Genomic DNA, 22,201 nt, shown 5'->3' with positions numbered 1-22,201 from the left:
TTACACACAAGAAGTAACCATTGGAACGCCCGATGTGCGCCCCCACCCATCGAGGCGTTCCCGCCCCGGGCCGCGTACGGCCCCACCACGACGCGGGCGCGACGGCCCGCTGACACCGCTCGACACCTTAGGGAGACCCATATGGCCACGCTGGTACTTTTCGGCGCGACGGGATACGCCGGCAGCAGGATCCTGGATGAGGCGGTCCGCCGCGGACACCAGGTCACCGCGGTCGCCCGGAACACCGGCGCGATCCCGGAGCGCAAAAACGTCCGGGCCGTCACCGGTTCGCTCTACGACGCGGAGCTCGTCCGCGAGCTCACCGTGGACGCCGACGTGCTGATCAGCGCCATCCGCAGCCGTCCGACGAACGACGGGAGGTCCCTGCTGGACACGGTACCGACCCTCGTCGACGTCGCGCGGCACAACAAGGTGCGCATCGCCGTCGTCGGCGGGGCGAGCAGCCTCCTGCGCACCGAGGGGGGCGAGCAGGTGTTCATCCAGCAGGAACCCACCATCCCGCCGGAGTTTCTCCCGGAGGTCACGCTCCACATGGAATTCCTCGACGTTCTGCGGCGGATTCCCGCGGACGTCGACTGGTTCTACCTCAGCCCGCCGGTCGGGTTCGGCTCGCACGCGCCGGGCGAGCGGCTGGGCCGGTACCGCGTCGGCACGGACGTGCTGATCACCGACGAGCAGGGCAACTCCTCCATCAGCGGGGAGGACTACGCCATCGCCCTGCTCGACGAGATCGAAACGCCCAGGCACCACAACCGGCGCTTCACCGTCGGCTACTGACCGTTCCTGGGCAGGACACCCGTTCGCCGGAGACGCTTTCGCCCACCTGAAGCTCACACACCGGCTCCGCGGCCCGGGACGCGGGCGACGCGCGGTGGCGGCCGGTGCGAGCCGGTCGGCTCTCCGGTGGGCCGGGCGATCCGGCCGGCTTCCCGGCGAGGAGGCGGGGAGCCGTCAGGTCAGATAGTCGCGCAGCGCCCGGGACCGCGACGGGTGACGCAGCTTGGTCATCGTCTTGGACTCGATCTGCCGGATGCGCTCGCGCGTCACCCCGTAGACCTTGCCGATCTCGTCGAGGGTCTTGGGTCGTCCGTCGCGAAGCCCGAACCGCATGGCCACCACCCCTGCCTCGCGCTCGGACAGGGCCTCCAGGACCATGTGCAGCTGCTCCTGGAGCAGGGCGAACGCCACGGCGTCCTCGGGAGTGATCGCCTCGGAGTCCTCGATGAGGTCGCCGAACTCGTTGTCGCCCTCGGTGCCGAGCGGGGAGTGCAGGGAGATCGGCTCGCGACCGTACTTCTGGACCTCGACGACCTTCTCGGGGGTCATCTCCATCTCGGTCGCCAGCTCGTCGTCGGTGGGCTCGCGCCCAAGATCGGCGACCATCTGCCGCTGGATGCGGGCCAGCTTGTTGATCATCTCGACCATGTGGACCGGGATGCGGATGGTCCGCGCCTGATCGGCCATGGCCCGGGTGACGGCCTGCTTGATCCACCAGGTGGCGTAGGTGGAGAACTTGAAACCCTTGGCGTAGTCGAACTTCTCGACCGCGCGGATCAGCCCCAGATTGCCCTCCTGGATCAGATCCAGGAACGGCATGCCGCGGCCGGTGTAGCGCCGGGCGAGTGACACCACGAGGCGAAGATTGGCCTCCAGCAGGTGGTTCTTGGCCCGGAGTCCGTCCTCGGCGATCCACTCCAGCTCGGCGCGCACGTCGGCGAGCAGCCGCTCGCCGTCGGTGCCGAGCTGCTCGGCCGCGAACAGACCGGCCTCGATGCGTTTGGCGAGCTCGACCTCCTGCTCGGCGTTGAGCAGCGGGACCCTGCCGATCTGCTTGAGGTAGTCCTTGACCGGGTCTGTGCTCGCGCTCGCGGCCGGGGTCAGGTCGTCTTCCTCCGCGGAGGTCTTCACAGAGCTCACACCTTCCCGTGGGCCGCAGCGTAAACACCTGTGCAGATCAAGCTATGTCCTGTGACGGTGTGCTGTGGCCACAAATCAGCAGCAAGGGCGATACAGCATGGCGACCTAAGGTCGACATTCCCCTCCGTTTGACGTCGCTTCCGGGGGCGGTGGCCGGTCTCGTCCTTGGGCCGGGCACTAGACGTAGACGCGGGTGGCCGCTGTGGCCAGCTCGGGGACGGCGTCCGTCGTCCTGACGAGAACGGCCGACGCGGGGGTGCGCTCGCGCACGTCCTCGCTCCGGATCGCCATTACGGCGGGAGGGCTTCCCAGGTCACCGTACCGGGCGGCGACGGCCGCGGTGATCGCCCGGCCGGCGTCGGCGGCCGTCTCCTTCGCCGATCCCGACGGGCTGGAGGCCGACAGGTAGCCGAGCAGCGCCGCGAACCGCAGCTCCTCGGTCACCGGGAGGGGGAGCCCGTCGTCGGACGGTGGCGCGGGCCGGTCCAACCAGAACGCCGCGCCCCGCAGGAAACCCGGATATGTCACCTCACCATGCTGGAGCGTCTGCACCGCATCGGCCACCAACTGTCCGAACTCGGCCAGGTCTGTGTCCGGTGGCAGATCGGTCGTGACCAGCAGCGAAACCATCAGCGCATCCAACATGGCGGACGTCCCTCCTTGAGGTGGCTCATAGTAAAGGGCGCGACCGACAGTTGTGGAAGGTGCGGTGAATACTTGAGGCGGTCGGGGTGCGGCCGTGGCGCAAAGATCACCGCGAGCCCCGTCCTCGGACGGTCACGGTGGGTCTGGGGCGGGCGGGGCGACAGCGGTCTGGGGCGGGCGGGGCCACAGTGGTTTGGGATGGGTGAGAGCACCGTGATCGGAGTGTGCGGGCATCACGACGACGGGTGCGCACCGGGGTCACACCGGCCGGGTGTGCGGGGATCACAACGGCTTGGGGGCGGGCAGGGTGATCCTGTCGACGGCCTCGCGGCGGCGCCGTTCGGGACGCCGGTCGTAGCGGGCCGTGGTGGCGGGGGAGGAGTGACCGACGAGGGCCTGAGCCGTGGCCAGGTCCACGCCGGCGTCGAGCAGCTCGCCGATGAAGGTGCGCCGGAAGTCGTGCGGGGTACGCGGGGCGGCCCCGGCCTCGGACAGCCTCCTGCCCAGGATGTCGGCGATCGCCTGTCCCGTCATGGCCGCCGGCTCGCCGTCCCGGATCCGGAGACCCCCGAACTTGCCGATGGGGCAGAACAGGGCCCCGGCCGGGCGGCCCCGTACGGCCAGCCAGCGCTCCATCCTGCCGACGGCCTCGGCGGTGAGATAGACCATCCGCTCCTTGTCGCGCTTGCCGCGCACCCGTAGCGAGCGCGATCCGGGGTCGTAGTCGCCCAGGGCCATCCCGGCGATCTCGGCGCGGCGGCAGCCGGTGGAGTAGAGCACCGCCAGCAGGGCGGCGTCGCGGACCCCGGCGGGGGAGTCGTCGCGGTCACACGCGGCCAGCGCGGCGCCCACGACCTCGGGCGGGACATGCTGCCCCGTGGGCAGGCGGGTGTGCTCGATCGTCGGGAGGTCGGCGGCGCGCTGATACTCCTCGGCGGTCATCTGGCCGAGCCGCCAGGCCTCGCGCAGCACCCTGCGCAGCGCGACCAGATGTTTGTTGACGTAGGAGGGGGACCAGCCGCGCTCGGTCATGAGGGCGCGGATGCGCACCGTGTGCTCGTAACGCAGCAGGTGCCAGGGCTGACCGGCTCCGGAGGAGACCTCGTCGCCGGAGACGAGGGCGGCCAGCCGGTCCAGGCAGCCGCGCATGGCGCGGCGGGACTCGGCGCTGGTGAGGGAGTCGAGATACACCCGGTAGGGATCTCGTGCGGGTTCGACGGCGGGTCGGGGCGACTCGGGTACGGCGGGCGCGCTCACCGTGCCGACCCTACCGACATCCTGGAAATCTACAACGTAAAGGCGCCCGGGGTGTTCGAAAACCCGTTTTCAGCTCCGGCGGGGGCAGGGCAGGATCGTTTCATGACGAGCGGACGAGTGACAGCGGTGAGCAGCAGCGCCACACACACCTTCAGCAAGGTCTGCCTGCCGGGCATCCGGTTGCTGACCGGACTGGGGGTGGAGGGGGACGCGCATCTCGGGGTGACGGTGAAGCACCGCTCGCGCGTGGCACAGGATCCCACCCAGCCCAACCTGCGCCAGGTCCACCTGATCCAGGCCGAGCTCCACGACGAGCTGCGGGTCGCGGGTTTCTCCGTGGCGGCGGGCGAGTTGGGGGAGAACGTCACCACCCGTGACGTCGACCTGCTCGGCCTGCCGGTGGGCGCGCTGCTGCGGCTGGGGGAGGAGGCGGTGGTCGAGGTGACCGGGCTGCGCAACCCCTGCGTACAGATCGAGGCGTTCCAGACGGGCCTGCTGAAGCAGGTGGTGGGCCGGGACGAGGCCGGTGAGCTGGTCCGCAGGGCCGGGGTGATGGGCGTGGTGGTGGCGGGCGGCGAGGTGCGGCCCGGAGACACGATCGAGGTGGAGCTGCCGCCGCCTCCGCACCGGCGGCTGGACCGCGTCTAGAAAGTTCTGAGCGACGAGGGACACGTGAGGATTCCGTTGGTTTTGTCGGTCAGGTCGCCACACAGCCCCATGTCGAAGGTGACGGTGTGTGTGGTTGGGTGTTCGTAATGGACATCTCATCGCGGGCTTCGGCCTACCTCCACATCTATGACGAGCAGCTCCGGGCTCGGCCGATGCCTGGCCGTACCGCCGAGAAGATCGGGCCGATGCTGCGGACCGTGTCCAATGGGCACGGACAGGGTTCCCTGACGTATCGGGATCTGGGCGGGCTGGACGGCGCCGAACTGGACGCGTTCATCGCGCGCCAGCGTGACTTCTTCACCCGGGTCGGTCGTGAGGTGGAGTGGAAGTATCACGGCTACGACCTGCCCGCGGACCTGCCCGAGCGGCTGACGGCGGCCGGGTTCGAGGCTCAGGAGCGGGAGACCATCCTGGTGGGCGAGGTCGGCGAGCTGTCCGGGGCCGTCGTGCTGGCCGACGGGGTGCGGCTGCGGGAGGTGAGCGGGCGGGCCGATCTGGAGCGGATCCGTGAGATGGAGGAGACGGTCTGGGACGCCGACCACGGCTGGCTGCCCGACATGCTGGAGCGCGACATCGCCGGGCCCGGCGACCCGTGCGTGGTGGTGCTCGCCGAGGCGGGGGACCGCGTGGTGTGCGCGGCGTGGATGCGGTTCCACGAGGGTACGGACTTCGTCTCGCTGTGGGGTGGCTCGACGCTGAAGGAGTGGCGGGGGCGAGGGATCTACCGGGCGATGGTGGCATACCGGGCCGATCTTGCGGTGGCCCGGGGGTTCCGGCTCGTGCGGGTGGACGCCTCCGACAGCAGCCGGCCGATCCTGGCCAGGCTGGGCCTGGAGGCGATCGCGACGACGACGCCCTACGTGTGGGTGCCCCCGACCGTCTGACGGGGCGGTCAACCGGCGGGTGCTCGAACCGGCACGTCACCGATCAGGGGTGTGGCGCGTCATCGGCCGGAGACGCCCGGCTTGCGTAGAAGCTGATCGGCCGGTTGTCAGTGGTCCTGACTGGCGCGGAGGACGCCGAGAAGCGCGAGGCGGTCGGCGGTGTCCGTGCCGGGTACGGGCACGAAGAGCGCCAGGATCTGTGACCGGTCCTCCTCCAGGAGCGCTTGGCAGTCGAGTTCGAGGAGACCTGCTTCGGGGTGCTGGATGCGTTTGCGGCGGCTGCGCATGACGGCGACGGCGTGCGTGGACCACACGGCGGTGAATTCGGTGCTGTCCTGCAGCAGCCGGTCCACCAGCGCCCGTGCCCGCGCGTCGCCTCGCCGGACCGTTGCGGCGCGCAAGTCCGCAACCAGCATCCGTGACTCCTCTGTCCTGTCCTCGGGCGGATAGGCCGCTCGGGCGTCAGGTGAGGTGAACCATCGGTACACGGCGCTGCGTTCCGGCCCGTCGAGTCGAGTGTGGTCGCCGAAGACCGCTGTGGCGAGCGTGTTCTGCGCCAGGGTCTCGCCGAGGTCGGTCATCACCTGCGCCGGCATGTCGTGCGGGCGGTCCAGAAGGCCGAGGAGCACCGGGGAGACGTGGTCGTCGGCCGAGAGCCGGTCAGGCGCGGTGTACCCGGCGAGCCGGAAGAGGTGGTCCCGCTCGTCCAGGGTCAGCCGCAGCGCTCGTGTCAGGCCGCGCAGCACCGACGACGACGGCTGCGGGGCGCGGGCCTGCTCCAGGCGCGTGTAGTAGTCGGTGGAGATGCTGCCCACGCGCGCCAGGCGCTCTTCGCCGGTGCTGCGCACATCGTCCCCGGCGACGTCGTGGCCTCGGGCCGTGCGGTGCTCGAACTCGCCGACGCCGCCGAACCGCCGCTGCGGGTGCTGTTCGGCATCGGAGGCTTGGACGAGGTGCGCGAGGAGTACGCGAGCCGCCTCGACGGCTGGCAGAAGCGGGACGGCCTCTCGCGTGCCGCTCACGGTTCCGCCGCCGACGCCGCAGGCGGCTCATGACCAGCCCGGACGGTACGACGGCCGTCCCCGGCGGACGGCCGGCATGGAGGTCTCAGGGGGCCGGTCCGCTTGCCGTCTGGGCGCACGGGCTCACCCGGTCGGGCCGTTCCCAGGAGGAGGCGGGCATGTTCGACTAAGTACGCACGGACGGCGGCCTTACCTCCGCGCGCGCCTGGGAGGCCAGGTCATCCAGGGTGGAGAAGGCCGGGAACTCGCAGGCGAGGTGTTCGAGGAGCGCGTGCCGTAGGCGTGGGCGGGGTGCCCGGGTGGAGCTCGTCACGATGGAAGGCCGAGGGAATCGAGTGGAACGAATCATTCCGTTCTGATATTCTCGTGGAGATCCGGAACGGAAACCCCGCGAGAGGACATGCATGCCCGAGGTGCTCAGCAGGCGCGCGCTCAACCGAGCCACCCTGGACCGGCAGCTGCTGCTGACCAGGACGGGCCTGCCCACGCTGGATGCCGTCCGGCACCTGTACGGCATGCAGGCCCAGGCACCGAATCCTCCCTACATCGGGCTCTGGACCCGTCTCGAGGGGTTCGCCCACGACGATCTCGCCCGGCTGCTGCACGAGCGCCGGGTGGTGCGGCTGAGCCTGATGCGCTCCACCATCCATCTGGTCACCGCGGAGGACTGCATGGCCCTGCGCCCGCTGCTGCAGCCGATGATGACGCGGGCGCTGGGGGGTGCGTACGGCAGGGGAACGGCCGGAGTGGATCTGGAGGAGCTCGCCGCCGCGGGGCGGGCCCTGCTGGAGGAACAGCCCCTGACCTTCCGTGAGCTCGGGGGACCGCTGCGAGAACGGTGGCCGGAGCACGCCGCGGCCGACCTGGTCAGAGGGGTGCGCAGCCTGCTGGCCCTGGTGCAGGTTCCGCCGAGGGGAATCTGGGGTGTGGGCGGTCAGCCCGCCCACACCACCGCGGAGGCGTGGCTGGGCCGCTCCCAGGACGAGAGGCCCTCCCTGGGCGAGGCGATCCGCCGCTATCTGGCCGCCTACGGTCCCGCGACGGTGATGGACATCCAGCAGTGGTCGGGCATGACCCGGCTGGGGGAGGTGGCCCGGGACATGGGCCTGCGGGTCTTCGCGACCGAGGACGGCGCGGAGCTGCTGGATCTGCCCGAGGCCTCCCGGCCCGACCCGGACACCCCGGCCCCGGTGCGCTACCTGTCGGAGTTCGACAACATGCTGCTGTCGTTCGCCGACCGCACCCGGACCCGGATCATGGCGGACGAGTACCGCGCGCGGGTCTTCACGGTCAACGGCATCATCAAGGCGACGGTGCTGGTCGACGGGTTCGTCCGGGGTATGTGGAAGGTGGCGCAGAAGCGGGGCGAGGCGGTCCTGGAGGTGGATCTCTTCCAGCCGGTGAGCACGCAGGAACGGGAGGCGCTGGAGCTGGAGGGAACGCGCCTGCTCGACTTCGTGGCCTCCTCGGCGAAGGTCCGTGACGTCCGCCTCGGCTGAGTTCGCCGTCGGGGCATCTGTTCTGACCGGGCGCACCGCCGTGACATCCGTGTCCACCCGCCCGTGGGGAGCCCGTGACGCCGTCTCCGCCGCCTCGCCGTACAGGGCAGAGCACCCGGCGTCTCCCGGCTGAGGAGACCCGGGGCTGATCCCGCCCGGTGGCTCGTCAGGCGTCTCGGGTATCGATGAGCGCGGTCAGATCCGAGACGGTCATGCTTCCCGGCTCTCTCTGCTCGCGGGCGAACCGGTTTGCCAGCCGTTGCAGAACCTCGTTGACCGGTGTGGCGATCCCGTGCGTGCGTCCCAGAAGGGTGATCTCGCCGTTGAGGTAGTCGGACTCGATGGATCCGGAACCCCGGGCCAGGCTCTGCCACGATGAGCCGCCGCCGCGTCTCTCACCCTCGACCGGCTTCAGCTGCACCCGATCGCCTCGCATCTCCGCCTGCTCCGCCGCGCTCGCATGGTCGATCCCCGCCGCCGCGAGCACGGCCCTGCCCTCGGCCATCGCCCGCCGGTGCAGGTCGAGTGCATCGTCTCCGGTGATCGGCCCGCAGATCGCCTCCAGGGCGTTGCCGAGGTTGGACAGCAGCTTGGCGTACTTCCAGCGCATGACATCGGGGAGGACCGGTGCCAGGAAGGCCGACTTCTCCAGGTCCGCGGAGATCTTCTCCGCGGTCTCCCCGGTGCCCGACGGGTAGCGGCCGATGTGCAGGATGCCGCTCAGCGGTGAGCCGGAGGCCGCGACCCTCCCCGGTTCGAGGTGCGTCGCGGGAAGCCAGACGCACATGCCGTACACATTACGGAACCGGCGCAGGGCCAGCCGTTCGTTCTCCACCGCGTTCTGCGCGCAGACCACGGGCAGGAGTTCGGCCGCGGTGCCCCCGCCGGCCACCGGCCGCCCGGCCCAGGCGTCCAGCAGCGCGACGCTGTGCTGCGTCTTCACCGCGAGGACGAGGACGTCGCCGGGCTGGAGTTCGAGCGCTTCGGGTCGATCGACCACGGGAATCGGCAGGGTGAGCAGGTCGTGGGGTGTCGCGAGCTGCAGCCCGCTCTCGCGCAGCGCCTCGTAGTGCGAGCCGCGGGCCACGAGGACGACCTCGTGGCCCGCGGCGAACAGTCGCCCGCCGATCGTCCCGCCGACCGCCCCTGCCCCGATGATGATGTATCGCATTATCTGACCTTTGCATGGAGATCGGCGAGGTCCAAACCGCCGGCTCCCGGCCGCTCGAAACCATGCCTCGCCGCAGACGAGGCAGACCTGGCTCCCGGCCACCGATGACGGTTGCGAGAGGGCCGCCGTCCGGTCAAGCTGTGGCGAGGTAGGCGGTCAGGCCGTCGAGCAGGAAGTTGCTGCCCTGTTCGGCCTGGTCGCGCTCTTCGGCGGTGTCGCAGGTCTGGGAGAGGACGATCTGGGTGCGCTCGCCGTCGGCGGCCAGGTCGATGGTCATCAGGACGGGCTCGTCGCGGCCGGGAACGTTCATGCCCATCACCAGGCGCTTGTTCTTCACGACCTCGGTGTAGCCGCCCGACAGCGGGATGCGGGCGCCGCCGGGGATGACCATGACCGAGCTCCAGGTGCCGCCGGGCCGGGCGTCCATGACGACTTCTTCGGCGCTGGCCCAGGTGCCGTAGTTGTCGGCGACGGTCCAGGCGGCCCACACCTTGTCGACGGGGGCGTCCAGGGTGCGGGTGAGGGTGTATTCGAAACCGGGGGTGCTCATGGCGCGTCTCCTTGTTCGGTCCCTGTCGGGGTTGGGGATCAACTGATCTCAAGGTATAGTAACGATCAAATACAGTCAATGATCGTGAATAAATTTTGAGGTCGCGATGGATGCCAGCACCGGGGAGCCGGACTTGGGGATGTTGGTCGGGCAGCTGGGGCGGGCGTTGCAGGAGGAGCTGTTCACCCGCCTTGCCGAGCAGGGGCATCCCCAGGTGCGGCCGCGGCACGGTGTGGTGCTGGCGGTGCTGCCCGCCTCGGGTGCGCGGGCGACCGAGCTCGCGCAGCGGTCCGGGCAGCACAAGCAGATCGTCGGGGTCATCGTCGACGAACTGGAGCGACTCGGCTATGTGCGCAGGGAGGCCGACCCGGCCGATCGGCGTGCGAAGCTCATCGTCCCCACCGAGGCCGGCCTGGACGAGATCGACAAGGCCCGCGCCATCCTCGCCCAGATCGAACGGCGACATCACCGGTCGCTGGGAGACGATGCCTATCGGACCTTCAAGGCCACTTTCGAACACGTCACACGTTCCCAGCGCGATTGGCGGCAGTAGCGACTTTGCCGGCGAAGCCGGTGCGGCTACGCCGGCCGGCCATTGGCGGCAGACCGCTGGGTCGCAGGTCGCGGGAGACCGTGCAGGGGGTCAGGGCGGTGTCTTTCGGGGCCGCGCCCTCGCTTCGGCGGGCTCTTGCACGGCGTCACGCTGCCGGCCTCCGCGCTGACGGTGACGACTCCGGCGGGCGCGTGGATCGGTTCGCCGGTCACCGTCGAGGGACGGCTCATGCGGGCCGACGGCAAGCCGGCCATCATCCAGCCGCTCACCGTAACCCGCCGCCTGCCCGACGGCACGAGCGAGCCGCTCGACAGCGTCACGACGGGTAAGGACAGCAGGTTCACCTTCACGGACACGCCGCCGGGCGTCGGAGACGTGACCTACACCGTGCTCTGGGACGGCGACAGCAGATCCCGCTGGAGCAGTGCCTCCACCACCGTGACGGTCAGGCACATCTCCACCCTCACCCTGGACGGGCCGGTGTCCGGCACCGTCGGCGAGCCGATGGAGCTGACCGGCGTGCTGACGGCGGGCGGACGGCCACTCGCACCGGGCGCCACGATCACCCTGCAGCGCACCGCGACAGACGGCGACAGCTCCAAGACCGTCAAGCTCCCGCCTGTGAGCACGAACGCCGACGGCTCGTACGCCTTCACCGACACGCCCGAGACCGCCGGCCGGTACACCTACCTCGCAATGTGGACCGGGCACGCCACGGCCGGGGCGGCCAAGGCACTCCATCTGGTCACGGTCACGCCGGGCACCGGGTGACTCGCAGGGCGTGCCCGGCCATCGGCCGGGCACGCCCGTCCCCGCGGATCAGTGCTCTGCGGGAGTACGGGTGATAGCCGTGGTGCGTGGTTCGGGTGGGGAAACGATCAACGTGCGGCGTCGGCGATGACCGCTGTCACGAACTTGCTGACGGCTGCCGTGGTCGGCGGGCCGGAGTCGCGGTCCGCGAACAGGAGATGCCCGCCGCCGACCAGGGAGAGGGTGAGTGAGTCGATGTCGGCGTCGGCCGCGATGCGGCCCAGTTCGCGCTCGTCGGCCAGATAAGTGGAGATCGCGGTCGTGACCTGGGCGAGGATCGCGATGCCGCCTCCGGGTCTGGCGTGCCGCAGCCGTGCGCGCAGCTCGTCCCGGAAGGTGATGAGCGGGATGATCGCCATTGGTATCGGCCCGAACAGGTTGGTCAGCCCGCCGGTGAGGTTGCCGGCCACCGTGCCGGTGCCGACGGACTCCCGCAGCGCGCTCGCCTCTGTCTCGAGCTGCGCGGCCCGGTCGAGTACCAGGTCGGCGAGGAAGGCGTCGAAGTCGGTGAAGTGCCGGTGCAGGACGCCTTTGGCGCAGCCCGCCTCGTCGGTGACGGCCCGGCTGGTCAGCCCGTTCGGCCCATCCCGCAGAAGCACGCGTTCGGCGGCGTCGAACAGCTGCTGCCGCGCGTCGCGAAGGTGCACCCCAGTCGGCACTCAAAGATCCTTTCGTGCGTCGGCTCGCCGGCGCACATTGTCTAGTGGGCATGCGCCCACTAGAGTGGGCGCATGCCCATAATACCTCGAGAGCAATCGGAGCCCTCCCCACCGGAGTCGCACAAGGCCCGGCGGATGGCCGAGTCGTTCGGCGTGGACGCGCAACGCTACGAGCAGGCCCGGCCCGGCTACCCCGATGCGTTGGTGGCGCGGATCGTCGCCGGGAGCCCCGGGCCTGACGTGCTCGACGTCGGCTGCGGTACCGGCATCGCAGCCCGCCAGTTTCAGGCCGCCGGCTGCGCCGTGCTCGGCGTCGAGCCCGATGCGCGGATGGCCGACTTCGCGCGATCCCGTGGCCTGCGGGTCGAGGTGGCGGCCTTCGAATCCTGGCAACCGGCCGGCCGGGTGTTCGACGCGGTCATCGCCGCCCAGTCGTGGCACTGGGTGGATCCGGTCGCCGGCGCCGTGAAGGCGGCACGTGTGCTGCGTCCAAGGGGACGGCTGGCGATCTTCGGGCACGTGTACGAGCCGCCTCCCGAGGTGGCCGAGCCGTTCGCCGCCGCCTACCGGCGGGCGGCGCCCGACTCTCCGTTCAACGGCCAACCGGCCCGACGTCCACTCGACCTCTACCGGGCGGCATACGCGAATTTCGCCGACAGGATCCGCGAGACCGAACGGTTCAACGATCCCGAACAGTGGCGATTCGACTGGGAGCGGTCCTACACGCGTGACCAATGGCTGGACCTGCTGCCGACCACCGGCGGCCTCACCCAACTCCGTCCCGATCAGCTGGCCGAGGTGCTGGACGCGGTCGGGGGCGCCATCGACTCCCTGGGTGGGCGCTTCACGATGAACTACACCACCCTGGCCGCGACCGCCGTACGCACCGGCACCTCCTGACTCCATCCGCCCCATCGCCGCCGACCGAGAAATCCGCCCGGCCGTTCGACGTTCTGCAGGGCGCCGGCGAAGTGTGGCCGGTTCCTTCATGCCCCGGACCGTGCCTCATCGCAGACGGGGCGGACCCGGATTCCCCTGGCTGCCGCCGAGGGCCTGCTCGGGGCCGATGCGCCCGCAAGGCCATTTCCGGGAATTGGCTATTTTCCGGCCGGGGGAGAAACCAGATGATTCGACCATGGTCTCTGTCAACGCTTGTGCCGGCATCGCGGTGGTCGCCCTGGGAATGGTCCTCACCCCCGGGCCCAACATGATCTACCTGGTGTCCCGGTCGGTGACGCAGGGGCGCCGGGCCGGGCTGATCTCGCTGTCGGGTGTCGCCGCGGGGTTCCTGGTCTACCTGGTGGCGGCGGCCGCCGGCATCGCGACGATCTTCGCCGTGGTGCCCGCCGTCTACACCGCGGTCAAGCTCGCGGGCGCCGGATACCTGCTGTGGCTGGCGTGGAAGGCGGTGCGGCCCGGCGGCGAGCCGGTCTTCGCCCCCACCGCGCTCCCCGTGGATCCGCCGCGGAGGCTGTTCTCCATGGGACTCCTCACCAACCTTCTCAACCCCAAGATCGCCATCCTGTACGTGTCGTTGCTTCCCCAGTTCGTCGATCCGGCGCGCGGTGACGTCGCCGCGCAGAGCCTCGTCCTCGGTCTCGTCCAGATCGTCATCGCCCTGTCGGTCAACGCCACGATCGTGCTGACCGCCGGGTCGGTCGCGGCCTTCATGGGCCGCAGGCCGGTGTGGATGCGGGTCCAGCGCTACCTGATGGGCGCCGTACTGGCCGGACTCGCCCTCCGCATCGCCACCGATCGATCGAGCGCCGTGGCCGCGTGAAATGGCGCTCACGCCTGATCGCCGCTGAGCGGCCGTTTCCCCTTTCGTGTCACCCGGTTGTGCGCGGACATGGTTGTCCGCACAGGGGGCGCTACCCATAAACGTGCTCACTATGCATCTATGCATGGCCTGCATGTTTGGGTGTAACCTGGCGCGCAGACCCAGCCAGCGACGGGCGGCCGAGCCGTGTCCGCCCGAGAAAAGGATGTGGTGATGACGACTCCCGGCGATCAGACCGAGGCCAGGCCGACAACAAAATCCCCCACCGAGATGCGCCGTCTGCTGTCCGCGGACATGGTCGAACGGAGCGGATGCCCGTTCGACCCGCCGTCCGGTCTGCGGGAGCGGCGTGGCCAGGGACCGGTGCAGCCGCTGAAGCTGCTCAACGATGCTCCCGGCTGGTTGGTCACCGGCCTGGACGAGACCCGCGCCGTCCTGAGCGATTCCCGCTTCAGCTCCGACCGGGTGCGTCACCCCGGCGCCACCCAGCCGCAGCCGAACGGGGCCGAGCAGATGGCCGCGCGGGCCGTGGAGAGCCGCACCGACGGGATGTTCGTCTTCATGGACCCGCCGGAGCATACGCGGCTGCGGCGGCTGCTGACCGGCCAGTTCACCGTACGGCGGATGCGGGCGCTGGAGTCGCGCATCCGCGAGATCGCCGTGGAGCACATCGAGGCCATGCAGGCCGCAGGCACCGAGGCCGACCTCGTGCCCGCCTACGCGCTGCCGATTCCCTCGCTGGTGATCTGCGAGCTGCTCGGCGTCGACTACGCCGACCGGGCCGAGTTCCAGGAACGCACCGCCATCGCGCTGAACTCCAACGCCGGCGACCAGGAGCGGGCCGCCGCCGGCCTCGAGCTGTACGCCTTCATCCAGGAACTGGTGGCGGCCAAGCGAGCCAAGCCGGCCGACGACATGCTGTCGGGGCTCGTCCACGACGCCGACCCGCCGCTGACCGACGCCCAGCTGATCGACATGGCCCTCGTCCTGCTCGGCGCCGGCCACGAGACCACCGCCAACATGCTGGGCCTGGGCACCTTCGCGCTACTGGAGCACCCCGACCAACTCGCCGCGCTGCGCGCCGACCCCGCCCTCCTGGACACCGCGGTCGAGGAGCTGCTGCGGTATCTGTCCATCATCCAGATGGGGGTCAGCCGGGTGGCCACCGAGGATGTCACGGTGGCCGGAGTGAAGATCGCCGCAGGTTCCACCGTGATCATCGCGACGCCCGAGGTCAACCGCGACCCCCGCCACTGGAGCGAGCCCGACCGGCTGGACGTGCACCGGTCCCGCACCCCGCACCTGGCTTTCGGGCACGGCGTTCACCAGTGCCTGGGCCAGCAGCTCGCCCGGGCGGAGATGAAGGTCGGCCTGGGCGAACTGCTGACCCGGCTGCCCAAGCTGCGCCTGGCCGTGCCCGCCGAGCAGGTGCCGCTGCGCAACGAGATGCTCATCTTCGGGGTGCATTCCCTGCCCGTAACGTGGGCATGACCGATCCCCTTTAGTCTGAACGCCGGCCTCGACCGGCTGAGGGCCGCCGAGACGCTACGCGAACAGAAAGGGATCATCATGGTTCGCCTTGACCCGCCGGTCACGGCGGCCCGCGCCGTTCCCGCCACCGGCACGGCGGCCGTGGCCGGGCGCCGCGAGCGTAAGAAGCTGGCCACCCGGGCCGCCGTGCGGGAAGCGGCGCTGCGCCTGGCGCTGCGCAACGGCGTGGAGAACGTCACCGTCGAGCAGATCACGGACGAGGCCGACATCGCGGTGCGGACGTTCTTCAACTACTTCTCCAGCAAGGAGGAGGCGGTGGTGGCGGCCGCCGCGGCCGGCGCCGAAGCGCTCATCGCCGAGTTTCGGGCCCGGCCCGGCACCGAATCGGTGTTGCGGGCGCTTCGCGAGGCGGTGCTCGCCATCGTCGACCAAGGTGATGCCGCCAGCCGTGATTACATCAGGGCGCTGCAGCTCATCCGCAGGACGCCGTCGCTCGTGCCCCATCAGCTGGCGGTGATGGCGGCCCAGGAAAAGGCGCTCGCCGACGCCATCGCCGAACGCATCCAGCCCGGCACCGCGTCCCGGGACCAAGGCCGACCCATCCCGAGCGGGATCTATCCGGAGCTGTGTGCGGCAACGGCGCTGACGGCGCTGCGCGTCGTCATGGGGCGGTGGCTTGAACGCGCCGACGGCCCGGACGACACGCCGCCCATGGCGATCCTGTGTGACGAGATCGACGAGGCGATCGCCGAGCTGGCCGCCGGGCTGGACCGGCCCGGAACAGCGGACGCGGGTGATCCCGCCAACGCTCTCTGAGGGCGAACCCGCTGCGACTCCGCCCTTTCTCCGGCGGATCAGAGTCTCCCGCGGATTACCCGAGGTGCTCAGCGATCATGCGGGCGCACTCCATGGCCTCGGTGTGCGTCGTGTCCACCTCGAGGTCGTAGGTCACGCCATGGTGGACGATCTGGGCCTGCGACCGCGCCATTCCGGTGACGCGGTCGCCCCGGGCGGCCTCTCGTCCCGCGGCGACGGCGCTGTCGCATCGCACCCCGACCCACAGCACCCGGAGCCCGTCGAGGGCGGTCCGCCATCGGTCCTGCGAGGCCGCTCCACCAAGGAAGACCTCGTCCACGATGACGCGGGCACCCGCGTGGACCATCGCCGCGATGCCCCGGCTCCAGGCCTCGTCCAGTGTCCGGAACACGGGTCCGACCGTCACCTGCCCGTCCGGGCCGAACGCGATCCCCGCATCCGAGTCCCGCATCGGGGCGGGCAGCGCCTCCACAAACGTGTCGGCCCCGAAGGTCAGCCACGGGTCGGGCAGAATCGTCTGCAGGCAGCGCGCGATGCCTGACTTTCCCGCGCTGGAACCACCGTTGAGAACAATCACGTCAGTCGCCACCGCGCCACTGTAGAGGCATGCACGAGCCGGGTCGCAATGGTTTTCGGGGGACCTCCGCATGGAATCCAGCCGTGCCCCCACGGCCTTGGAGGACCGTACCGGGCAGGTCAACGCCGTGGGCGTGTCCCGAACTGTCGCAGCCGCCCGCTAGTGTCCTGCGATGAGGTGCTGCACATGATCCCGGAGAGCGTACGGTGACCGCGCCCGCGAAGCCGTACCCGACGGAGGTGGAAGCCTCCGTCGAGCAACTGGTGTACGTCCGCGAGGACGAATACACGGTCGCGCGGATGAGCGCCGACGGCCTGGCCGCCTTTGTCGCCTCGGGCCGCGCGCTGGCCGGGGTGCAGCCCGGGGAGACGCTGCGGCTGGCCGGGGAGTGGGACGAGCACCCGCGCCACGGCAGTCGCCTGGTGGTCGAGCGGTGCGAGCGGGTGGTCCCCTCCACCGTGCGCGCCATCACGCTCTATCTCGGCTCGGGCCTGATCCGCGGGATCGGCCCGCGGCTCGCCTACGCCATCGTCAGCCACTTCGGCGAGCGGACGCTCACGGTCATCGACGCCGAGCCCGAACGCCTGCGGGAAGTCATCAACATCGGCGCCGTGCGGCAGGAGCAGATCGTCCAGGCGTGGGCGGAGCAGAAGGAGATCGCCGCGCTGATGGTCGTCCTGCAGGGCTTCGGGATCAGCCCGCTGCTCGCGGCCAAGATCTACCAGGTGTACGGCAACGACTCGCGCGACGTTCTCACCGGCGACCCGTACCGGCTGATCGGCCAGGTCAGGGGGATCGCCTTCCACACCGCCGACCGGATCGCGCTGCGATCGGGGGTGCCGGAGAACAGCCCGCAACGGATCAAGGCGGCGATCGTGGACAGGCTGGAGACGGCCGCCGCCCGTGACGGGCACTGCTTCCTGCCGCTGCCCGCCCTCCTCGTCGCGACGGCGACCCTGGTGGAGCAGGAGGAGGAGCTGATCCGTTCGGCGGTCGACGGGCTGGTCGCCGAGCGCAGGATCGTCGTCGAGGCGTCGTCGGCGGGGCCCGGCCAGGTGGCGTACTCCAAGGAGCAGCACGGCCGCGAGGTCACGCTGACGGCGCACCTGGACAGGCTCTGGCGGGCTCGCTCGACGCTGCCGATGCGCGCGTTCGCCGAGGACGAGGGGCTGCACGAGGACCAGCGGGTGGCCGTGAACCTGGCGCTGACCAGCACGGTGTGCGTCCTGACCGGCGGCCCCGGCTGCGGCAAGAGTCACACGGTGAAGGTGATCGCGGCGACCGTGCGGGCGATGGGCGGCACGGTGACCCTGACCGCGCCGACGGGCAAGGCGGCCAAGCGCCTGTCGGAGCTCACCGGTCTGCCCGCGATGACCGTGCACCGGATGCTCGCCCAGCAGCCCGAGCGGGAGGAGGGCACGCTGTTCCAGCAGTCTCCCGCGCAGGCGGACCTGATCGTGGTGGACGAGGCGTCGATGCTGGACCTGCAGCTGGCCACCCGGCTGACGGCCGCGATCCCGGCGGGCAGTCATCTGCTGCTGGTCGGCGACAGCGACCAGCTCCCCAGCATCGGGCCCGGCAGCGTGCTGGCCGACCTGCTGCGGGTGGAGGAGGTCCCGCGCATCCGGCTGACCCATATCTTCCGGCAGGCGCAGGACAGCGGGATCGTCCAGGCCGCCCACCGGATCCGGACGGGTGAGCTTCCCGCACTGCCCGGCAGGGGCGGTTTCTGGTTCGAGGAGCTCGACGATCCGGACCAGGTGGCCGAGCGGGTGGTCCACCTGGCGACGGAGGCGATTCCCCGCAAGCAGAACATCGGCAGGGACCAGGTCCAGGTGCTGAGCCCGATGCGCAAGGGCGCGACGGGCACGGCGGAGCTCGGCCGCAGGCTGCAGGAGCGGCTGAACCCCGCACGCGAGGGCGCGGCCGAACACTGGTCGGGCCCGTCGGTCTTCAGAGTGGGTGACCGCGTCATGCCGATCCGCAACAACTACGACAAGGGCGTGTTCAACGGACAGACCGCCACGGTCACGGCGTTGAGCCCGCAGGAGCGGCTGATGGAGATCCGCACCGATGACGGGGTGAGCGTGGAATACGCCTTCGGCGAGCTGGACGAGCTGACCCACGCCTACGCGATCAGCGTGCACCGCTCCCAGGGCAGCGAATACCCGTTTGTGGTGGCGCCGATCGTGGCCGAGGCCGGGGGAGTGATGCTGCGCCGCAGGCTGCTGTACACGCTGGTCACCAGGGCGAAGTCGTGGGTGGTCCTCGTCGGCCAGCGTGAGGCGCTGGAGCAGGCCGTGCACCAGCTCGGCTACCGCAGGAACACCGGCCTGGCCCTCCGGCTCGCCCTCAGCCTGGGAGGCGCGCCGGCCACGGCGCGTAAAACCGCCGGCCTGGGGTCGGAGCCCGTCGGCGGGTAAGGCGGCCGACCGGGGGTCGGAGCCGAGCCTGACAGAGGGCTTGACGTCCACGGCTACTGTCATTAGCTTTAAGGCTATAAGCATTAGCCACTGGAGGGCGTCGTGACGCAGTACCTGGAGATCGACGGCGGGCGGCTCGCCTACGATGTGACCGGTGAAGGCCCGCTGGTCGTGCTGTCCCACGGCATGGGTGACGGCCGCCAGGCATACCGTTTCCTCGCGCCACGCCTTGTGGCGGCCGGATACCGCGTTGCCACGGCGGACCTGCGCGGCCACGGGGAGTCGACCACCGGCTGGTCCTCCTACACCCGCACCGACACCGCGAACGACCTGCTGGCCCTGATCCGCCGATTGGGCGGGTCGGCGGTCGTCGTCGGTCACTCCTTCTCCGGCGGTGCGGCCACCGCCGCGGCGGTGCTGGGCCCGGATCTGGTCAGCGCCGTCGTCGAGATCGGCCCGTTCACCCGGACCCAGAAGCTCGACCTGGGCGGCCTGCTGCGCAACGGCCGGCACCGCAAGGGCCTCATGCTGCTGCTGGGCACCGGGGCGCTGCGCAGCGTGGGGCTGTGGAGGCGTTACCTCGACCACGCCTACCCCGGCGCGAAGCCCGCCGACTACGACGAGTACATGACCGCGCTGGAGGAGGCGCTGCGCCGGCCGGGCCGGATGGCCGTGGTCAGCAAAATGGGTATGTCCGCCCCGACCGACGCGGACGCCCAGCTCTCGAAGCTCCCCGTTCCCGCGCTGGTTCTCATGGGCACGCTCGACCCCGACTGGGCCGACCCCAGGGCCGAGGCGGACGGCGTCGTCGCGGGCATGCCGTCCGGGCGCGGCACCGTCGCGATGATCGACGGTGCCGGCCACTACGCGCACGCGCAGTTTCCCGCGGAGGTCGCCGAGGTCATGCTGCCGTTCCTGAAGGATCACACCCGTGGCTAGAGCCGGCCTGTCACCGGACGCGATCGTTGATCTCGCGCTGCAGATCATCGACGAGGAAGGTCCGACGGCGGTCACCCTGTCGGCGGTGGCCGGCCGCGCCGGCGTCGCCACGCCGTCCCTCTACAAGCACGTGCGCAATCTCGCGGAGCTCAACACCCGGGTGTCCGTACGGGTCATGGACGAGCTGGCGGACCGGTTGCGCGAGGTCGTGCTCGGTCACTCCGGAGCACAGGCGCTGCGCGCCTTCATGAACGCCTGGCGCGGTTATGTCGTCGCCCACCCCGGCCGGTACGCCGCGATGATCCAGGCCTCGCGACCCGAGCTGGCCGAGGCGGGCGGACGGCTGATCGACATCGTGCTCGCGGTGCTTCACGCGTACGGACTGGAGGGAGCGGACGCCATCCACGCGACCAGGTGCCTGCGCGCGGCCGTCCACGGTTTCGCCGTTCTGGAGACCGAGGGTGGCTTCGGGCTCCCCGTCGACCTGGACGACAGCTACGAGCTGCTGACGCAAATGATCATTTCAGGTCTGCCGAAGCCCGCGCAGGACCATGCCGACGGGCGGTGACCATTCGGGATCATGCCGACGGGCGGTGACCGTGTGAAAGTCCCGCCGGGCACGCCTTCCCGGCGGACTGCTACCTGGATGTGGGCCGCTGCTCCGGCCTTCGGACCGGAGCGGGGGCCCGGTGTCAATCCGGCATCCGGGCACGCAGGGCCTGAATGAACCAGTCGAACACCGGCGCCAGGCTCTCCGGGGCGAGCCAGCCGTTGATCACTGCGAGCAGCTCAAGATACAGCTCCCTGCGAGGGTCGTTCGCGGTCTCCAGCCGGGTCAGCAGCCGGCGCCGAAGGTCGGCGTCGTCGGGGAGGCCGAAGGCGTGCGCGTACTGCGCCGTGACCGCCGCGACGACCGGATCGGCCTGGGACGAGGCCGGGTCGATGCCGGCTGCCAGGGCTGGACCGGCCTGGTCGCGGACCATCGCGGCGGCGTCGCGGCGCAGGAGCAGGGTGTCGCCCCGGGCGCGATCGGCCGCATGCTGCTCGGCCATGCGCCGCATGCCGGCGCGAAAATCCGGGTCCTGGGACAGTTCGGCCAACTCCACCCACGCCTCGACCTGCTCGGCTTCGGGGTTGTCGGGAAGTTCGGGGGTCATCGAGCGAATGATCCCGGTGAATTCGATGCCGGCGTCCAGGCCGCCGAAGGCGGTGTCGAGGAAATCGCCGATCAGACGTCGGCGTTCGTCCTCGGAGAGCTTGGCGAGCTTGTGCATGAGATCCATCTCCTTGAGGGTGGACCCGCGCCTGGCCACCGCCGTCAGCACCGCATGCCGCAGGCGCAGCGTCCGGATCTGCACCCTCAGTGCTTCGGCGTGCGCCGCGGCGACCTCGGGAAGCGAGATCTCCCGTTCCACGACCTTCCGGATCGTGGGGAGGTCCAGTCCCAGGTCGCGCAGCGTCCGTACGAGATCCAGGCGTGCGACGGCGTCGATGTCGTAGAGGCGGTAGCCGGCCGGGTTGCGGTCGGTCGGCGGCACGATCCCGCGGTCGGAGTAGAACCGAATGGCCTTGACCGTCAGCCCGGTCCGCCGGGCCAGGTCACCGATCGTGTAGAGCGTTCCGCCGTCCATGCCCCCACCTTCGCGTCTCCCCTTACCGGAGACTCAAGCCCGCCTGCCTGCCGACGGCGAACCACTCCTCATCCGCAAGCCCTGGATGCCCTGGAAGCCCTGGAAGCCCCTCGACCGTGATTCCCCGGCGGAGAACGGAGTCGTTCAGCCGTTGACGGATGACACGGCATTCCGTATGGCCCGCGTGGGCCGTCTCCCGGGGATCGCCCGGCGACCCGCTCCCCGCCTGGGCCGAGCCGGCGACCTGGACCGACGGCCCGGTCTTCCGGCCGACCGTCACCGCTTGCGGATGCCCTCGGCCACCGCCATGAGTTCGCCGGCTCCGAACCGGGCGATGTCGATCATGACGGAGACCGCGACGCCCGGCTCCACCAGCCAGAACACCCTGCCGGCATCCTTGAGGCCGGGACGGGCGCCGACCTGGACCTTCGTCCACGAGGCCGGATCGCGCTCGTGATACGCCGACATGAAGTCGCGTAGGTCGTCGAGTGTGGCCAAGCTGTCGGCGCGCACGACGATGACCATCAGGTCAACGGAATGTCCCCCGTCGGCTGTCTCTCTTTCCAACACCCTTGAGGTGAATCGGACCCCGTCCTCCGGCTCGGATTCGAAATCCGACGTGCTCGGGCCCACCTCGCGGGGAACGTGCCCGATCACGAATCCGTCCAGCACCCCGCCGCCCTTCGACGTCCGCGGTCCGTCCAGCGCCAGCACCAAACCGGCCACGACCATCAGAACCCGCATCGCTGTCATCACCCTGCGATCGTGGCACATTCCGGCGCGCCTGGACGGCGGTCTGTGAGACCGCTACGACACAACCGTGTGAACAGGCGGGGCGGTCTGTCGCTTCATGCTTTTGTCGCGAAATGACTGATTATTTCGCATTA

The 22,201-nt window shown here is 70.3% G+C and carries 24 protein-coding genes; 14 read left to right on the top strand and 10 right to left on the bottom strand.

The genetic code is table 11. From position 1 onward, the window contains the following. Positions 1-141 precede the first annotated feature (141 nt). Complete coding sequence (locus tag CHC08_RS26280) at positions 142-798, top strand: NAD(P)-dependent oxidoreductase (RefSeq protein WP_089210040.1); 657 nt, start codon at positions 142-144, stop codon at positions 796-798. A gap of 174 nt (positions 799-972) precedes the next feature. On the opposite strand, the gene CHC08_RS26275 is transcribed toward CHC08_RS26280, so the two are convergent. From CHC08_RS26275 to CHC08_RS26265, 3 genes are all read right to left on the bottom strand, one after another. Further along, the gene (locus CHC08_RS26275) at positions 973-1,974 is read right to left on the bottom strand and encodes an RNA polymerase sigma factor (RefSeq protein WP_275937212.1); all 1,002 of its coding nucleotides are present in this window, start codon (positions 1,972-1,974) and stop codon (positions 973-975) included. Positions 1,975-2,115: 141 nt separating this feature from the next. Continuing rightward, positions 2,116-2,583: a hypothetical protein gene (locus CHC08_RS26270; RefSeq protein ID WP_089210039.1), complete on the bottom strand. Its 468-nt coding sequence runs from the start codon at positions 2,581-2,583 to the stop codon at positions 2,116-2,118. Between the two features lie 282 nt (positions 2,584-2,865). Next, a complete protein-coding gene (locus CHC08_RS26265; protein WP_089210038.1) occupies positions 2,866-3,840 on the bottom strand; it encodes a tyrosine-type recombinase/integrase in 975 nt (324 codons plus the stop codon). Between the two features lie 102 nt (positions 3,841-3,942). On the opposite strand from CHC08_RS26265, the gene CHC08_RS26260 reads away from it, so the two are divergent. Both CHC08_RS26260 and CHC08_RS26255 read left to right on the top strand, forming a co-directional pair. After that, positions 3,943-4,488: an MOSC domain-containing protein gene (locus CHC08_RS26260; RefSeq protein ID WP_179282219.1), complete on the top strand. Its 546-nt coding sequence runs from the start codon at positions 3,943-3,945 to the stop codon at positions 4,486-4,488. Positions 4,489-4,595: 107 nt separating this feature from the next. Beyond that, the gene (locus CHC08_RS26255; protein WP_089210037.1) at positions 4,596-5,393 is read left to right on the top strand and encodes a GNAT family N-acetyltransferase; all 798 of its coding nucleotides are present in this window, start codon (positions 4,596-4,598) and stop codon (positions 5,391-5,393) included. A gap of 107 nt (positions 5,394-5,500) precedes the next feature. Here the strand turns inward: CHC08_RS26255 and CHC08_RS26250 are convergent, their stop codons facing one another. After that, complete coding sequence (locus CHC08_RS26250) at positions 5,501-6,241, bottom strand: helix-turn-helix transcriptional regulator (protein WP_179282218.1); 741 nt, start codon at positions 6,239-6,241, stop codon at positions 5,501-5,503. A gap of 18 nt (positions 6,242-6,259) precedes the next feature. Between CHC08_RS26250 and CHC08_RS49750 the strand changes: the two genes are divergently transcribed. Together CHC08_RS49750 and CHC08_RS26245 are read left to right on the top strand one after the other, a co-directional pair. Continuing rightward, positions 6,260-6,448 (top strand): hypothetical protein, encoded by a 189-nt coding sequence (locus tag CHC08_RS49750; protein ID WP_179282217.1) that lies wholly within the window; start codon positions 6,260-6,262, stop codon positions 6,446-6,448. Positions 6,449-6,819: 371 nt separating this feature from the next. Continuing rightward, complete coding sequence (locus CHC08_RS26245; RefSeq protein WP_089210035.1) at positions 6,820-7,914, top strand: winged helix DNA-binding domain-containing protein; 1,095 nt, start codon at positions 6,820-6,822, stop codon at positions 7,912-7,914. Between the two features lie 166 nt (positions 7,915-8,080). On the opposite strand, the gene CHC08_RS26240 is transcribed toward CHC08_RS26245, so the two are convergent. Further along, positions 8,081-9,085, bottom strand: a complete 1,005-nt coding sequence (locus CHC08_RS26240; RefSeq protein ID WP_089210034.1) for a ketopantoate reductase family protein — start codon at positions 9,083-9,085, stop codon at positions 8,081-8,083. Positions 9,086-9,218: 133 nt separating this feature from the next. After that, positions 9,219-9,635, bottom strand: coding sequence for an SRPBCC family protein (locus tag CHC08_RS26235; protein WP_089210033.1), 417 nt, complete (start codon positions 9,633-9,635; stop codon positions 9,219-9,221). Positions 9,636-9,774: 139 nt separating this feature from the next. Between CHC08_RS26235 and CHC08_RS26230 the strand changes: the two genes are divergently transcribed. Both CHC08_RS26230 and CHC08_RS26225 read left to right on the top strand, forming a co-directional pair. After that, positions 9,775-10,188, top strand: a complete 414-nt coding sequence (locus CHC08_RS26230) for a MarR family winged helix-turn-helix transcriptional regulator (RefSeq protein WP_089210059.1) — start codon at positions 9,775-9,777, stop codon at positions 10,186-10,188. Positions 10,189-10,323: 135 nt separating this feature from the next. Continuing rightward, positions 10,324-10,959, top strand: coding sequence for a hypothetical protein (locus tag CHC08_RS26225; protein ID WP_089210032.1), 636 nt, complete (start codon positions 10,324-10,326; stop codon positions 10,957-10,959). A 107-nt stretch (positions 10,960-11,066) separates the two neighbouring features. Here the strand turns inward: CHC08_RS26225 and CHC08_RS26220 are convergent, their stop codons facing one another. After that, positions 11,067-11,657 carry a TetR/AcrR family transcriptional regulator gene (locus tag CHC08_RS26220; protein WP_089210031.1) on the bottom strand — a complete coding sequence of 197 codons (591 nt, stop codon included), beginning with the start codon at positions 11,655-11,657 and terminating at the stop codon, positions 11,067-11,069. A gap of 72 nt (positions 11,658-11,729) precedes the next feature. Here CHC08_RS26220 and CHC08_RS26215 point away from each other — a divergent pair, with 72 nt between their 5' ends. From CHC08_RS26215 to CHC08_RS26200, 4 genes are all read left to right on the top strand, one after another. After that, entirely contained in the window at positions 11,730-12,557 is an 828-nt protein-coding gene (locus CHC08_RS26215; RefSeq protein WP_089210030.1) for a class I SAM-dependent methyltransferase, read from the top strand. A 235-nt stretch (positions 12,558-12,792) separates the two neighbouring features. Then, positions 12,793-13,437: a LysE family translocator gene (locus CHC08_RS26210; protein ID WP_089210029.1), complete on the top strand. Its 645-nt coding sequence runs from the start codon at positions 12,793-12,795 to the stop codon at positions 13,435-13,437. A 270-nt stretch (positions 13,438-13,707) separates the two neighbouring features. After that, positions 13,708-14,928 carry a cytochrome P450 gene (locus tag CHC08_RS26205; protein WP_089210058.1) on the top strand — a complete coding sequence of 407 codons (1,221 nt, stop codon included), beginning with the start codon at positions 13,708-13,710 and terminating at the stop codon, positions 14,926-14,928. Positions 14,929-15,006: 78 nt separating this feature from the next. Next, on the top strand, positions 15,007-15,744 hold the full coding sequence (locus tag CHC08_RS26200; RefSeq protein ID WP_089210028.1) for a TetR/AcrR family transcriptional regulator: 738 nt from the start codon (positions 15,007-15,009) through the stop codon (positions 15,742-15,744). Positions 15,745-15,799: 55 nt separating this feature from the next. Here the strand turns inward: CHC08_RS26200 and cpt are convergent, their stop codons facing one another. Then, the gene (cpt, locus tag CHC08_RS26195) at positions 15,800-16,333 is read right to left on the bottom strand and encodes a chloramphenicol phosphotransferase CPT (protein ID WP_245878577.1); all 534 of its coding nucleotides are present in this window, start codon (positions 16,331-16,333) and stop codon (positions 15,800-15,802) included. 194 nt (positions 16,334-16,527) lie between these two features. Here cpt and recD2 point away from each other — a divergent pair, with 194 nt between their 5' ends. The 3 genes from recD2 (at position 16,528) to CHC08_RS26180 (ending at position 20,251) form a co-directional block, all read left to right on the top strand. Then, complete coding sequence (gene recD2 / locus CHC08_RS26190; protein WP_089210026.1) at positions 16,528-18,744, top strand: SF1B family DNA helicase RecD2; 2,217 nt, start codon at positions 16,528-16,530, stop codon at positions 18,742-18,744. 102 nt (positions 18,745-18,846) lie between these two features. Beyond that, positions 18,847-19,683 (top strand): alpha/beta fold hydrolase, encoded by an 837-nt coding sequence (locus tag CHC08_RS26185; RefSeq protein ID WP_089210025.1) that lies wholly within the window; start codon positions 18,847-18,849, stop codon positions 19,681-19,683. Next, a complete protein-coding gene (locus CHC08_RS26180; protein WP_089210024.1) occupies positions 19,676-20,251 on the top strand; it encodes a TetR/AcrR family transcriptional regulator in 576 nt (191 codons plus the stop codon). Before CHC08_RS26185 ends, CHC08_RS26180 begins: the two co-directional genes overlap by 8 nt. A gap of 124 nt (positions 20,252-20,375) precedes the next feature. Here the strand turns inward: CHC08_RS26180 and CHC08_RS26175 are convergent, their stop codons facing one another. Both CHC08_RS26175 and CHC08_RS26170 read right to left on the bottom strand, forming a co-directional pair. Next, entirely contained in the window at positions 20,376-21,314 is a 939-nt protein-coding gene (locus CHC08_RS26175) for a MerR family transcriptional regulator (protein WP_089210023.1), read from the bottom strand. Positions 21,315-21,590: 276 nt separating this feature from the next. Next, a complete protein-coding gene (locus tag CHC08_RS26170) occupies positions 21,591-22,070 on the bottom strand; it encodes a hypothetical protein (RefSeq protein WP_143653354.1) in 480 nt (159 codons plus the stop codon). Between the last annotated feature and the right edge of the window lie 131 nt (positions 22,071-22,201).

It is taken from the genome of Streptosporangium subroseum (assembly GCF_900188345.1).
In the GTDB taxonomy this organism is placed as follows: Bacteria; Actinomycetota; Actinomycetes; order Streptosporangiales; family Streptosporangiaceae; genus Streptosporangium; species Streptosporangium subroseum.
The sequence above is the reverse complement of the archived record's forward strand: the minus strand, read 5'-3'. Positions and strand labels throughout refer to the sequence as shown.

Coding starts and splice junctions, on each gene's coding strand:
- CHC08_RS26215 (WP_089210030.1), top strand. CDS start 11,730: ATGCCCATAATACCTCGAGAGCAATCGGAGCCCTCCCCACCGGAGTCG.
- CHC08_RS26280 (WP_089210040.1), top strand. CDS start 142: ATGGCCACGCTGGTACTTTTCGGCGCGACGGGATACGCCGGCAGCAGG.
- CHC08_RS26270 (WP_089210039.1), bottom strand. CDS start 2,583: ATGTTGGATGCGCTGATGGTTTCGCTGCTGGTCACGACCGATCTGCCA.
- CHC08_RS26175 (WP_089210023.1), bottom strand. CDS start 21,314: ATGGACGGCGGAACGCTCTACACGATCGGTGACCTGGCCCGGCGGACC.
- CHC08_RS26245 (WP_089210035.1), top strand. CDS start 6,820: ATGCCCGAGGTGCTCAGCAGGCGCGCGCTCAACCGAGCCACCCTGGAC.
- CHC08_RS26255 (WP_089210037.1), top strand. CDS start 4,596: ATGGACATCTCATCGCGGGCTTCGGCCTACCTCCACATCTATGACGAG.
- CHC08_RS26260 (WP_179282219.1), top strand. CDS start 3,943: ATGACGAGCGGACGAGTGACAGCGGTGAGCAGCAGCGCCACACACACC.
- CHC08_RS26205 (WP_089210058.1), top strand. CDS start 13,708: ATGCGCCGTCTGCTGTCCGCGGACATGGTCGAACGGAGCGGATGCCCG.
- CHC08_RS26210 (WP_089210029.1), top strand. CDS start 12,793: ATGGTCTCTGTCAACGCTTGTGCCGGCATCGCGGTGGTCGCCCTGGGA.
- CHC08_RS26200 (WP_089210028.1), top strand. CDS start 15,007: ATGGTTCGCCTTGACCCGCCGGTCACGGCGGCCCGCGCCGTTCCCGCC.
- CHC08_RS26230 (WP_089210059.1), top strand. CDS start 9,775: ATGTTGGTCGGGCAGCTGGGGCGGGCGTTGCAGGAGGAGCTGTTCACC.
- CHC08_RS26240 (WP_089210034.1), bottom strand. CDS start 9,085: ATGCGATACATCATCATCGGGGCAGGGGCGGTCGGCGGGACGATCGGC.
- CHC08_RS26235 (WP_089210033.1), bottom strand. CDS start 9,635: ATGAGCACCCCCGGTTTCGAATACACCCTCACCCGCACCCTGGACGCC.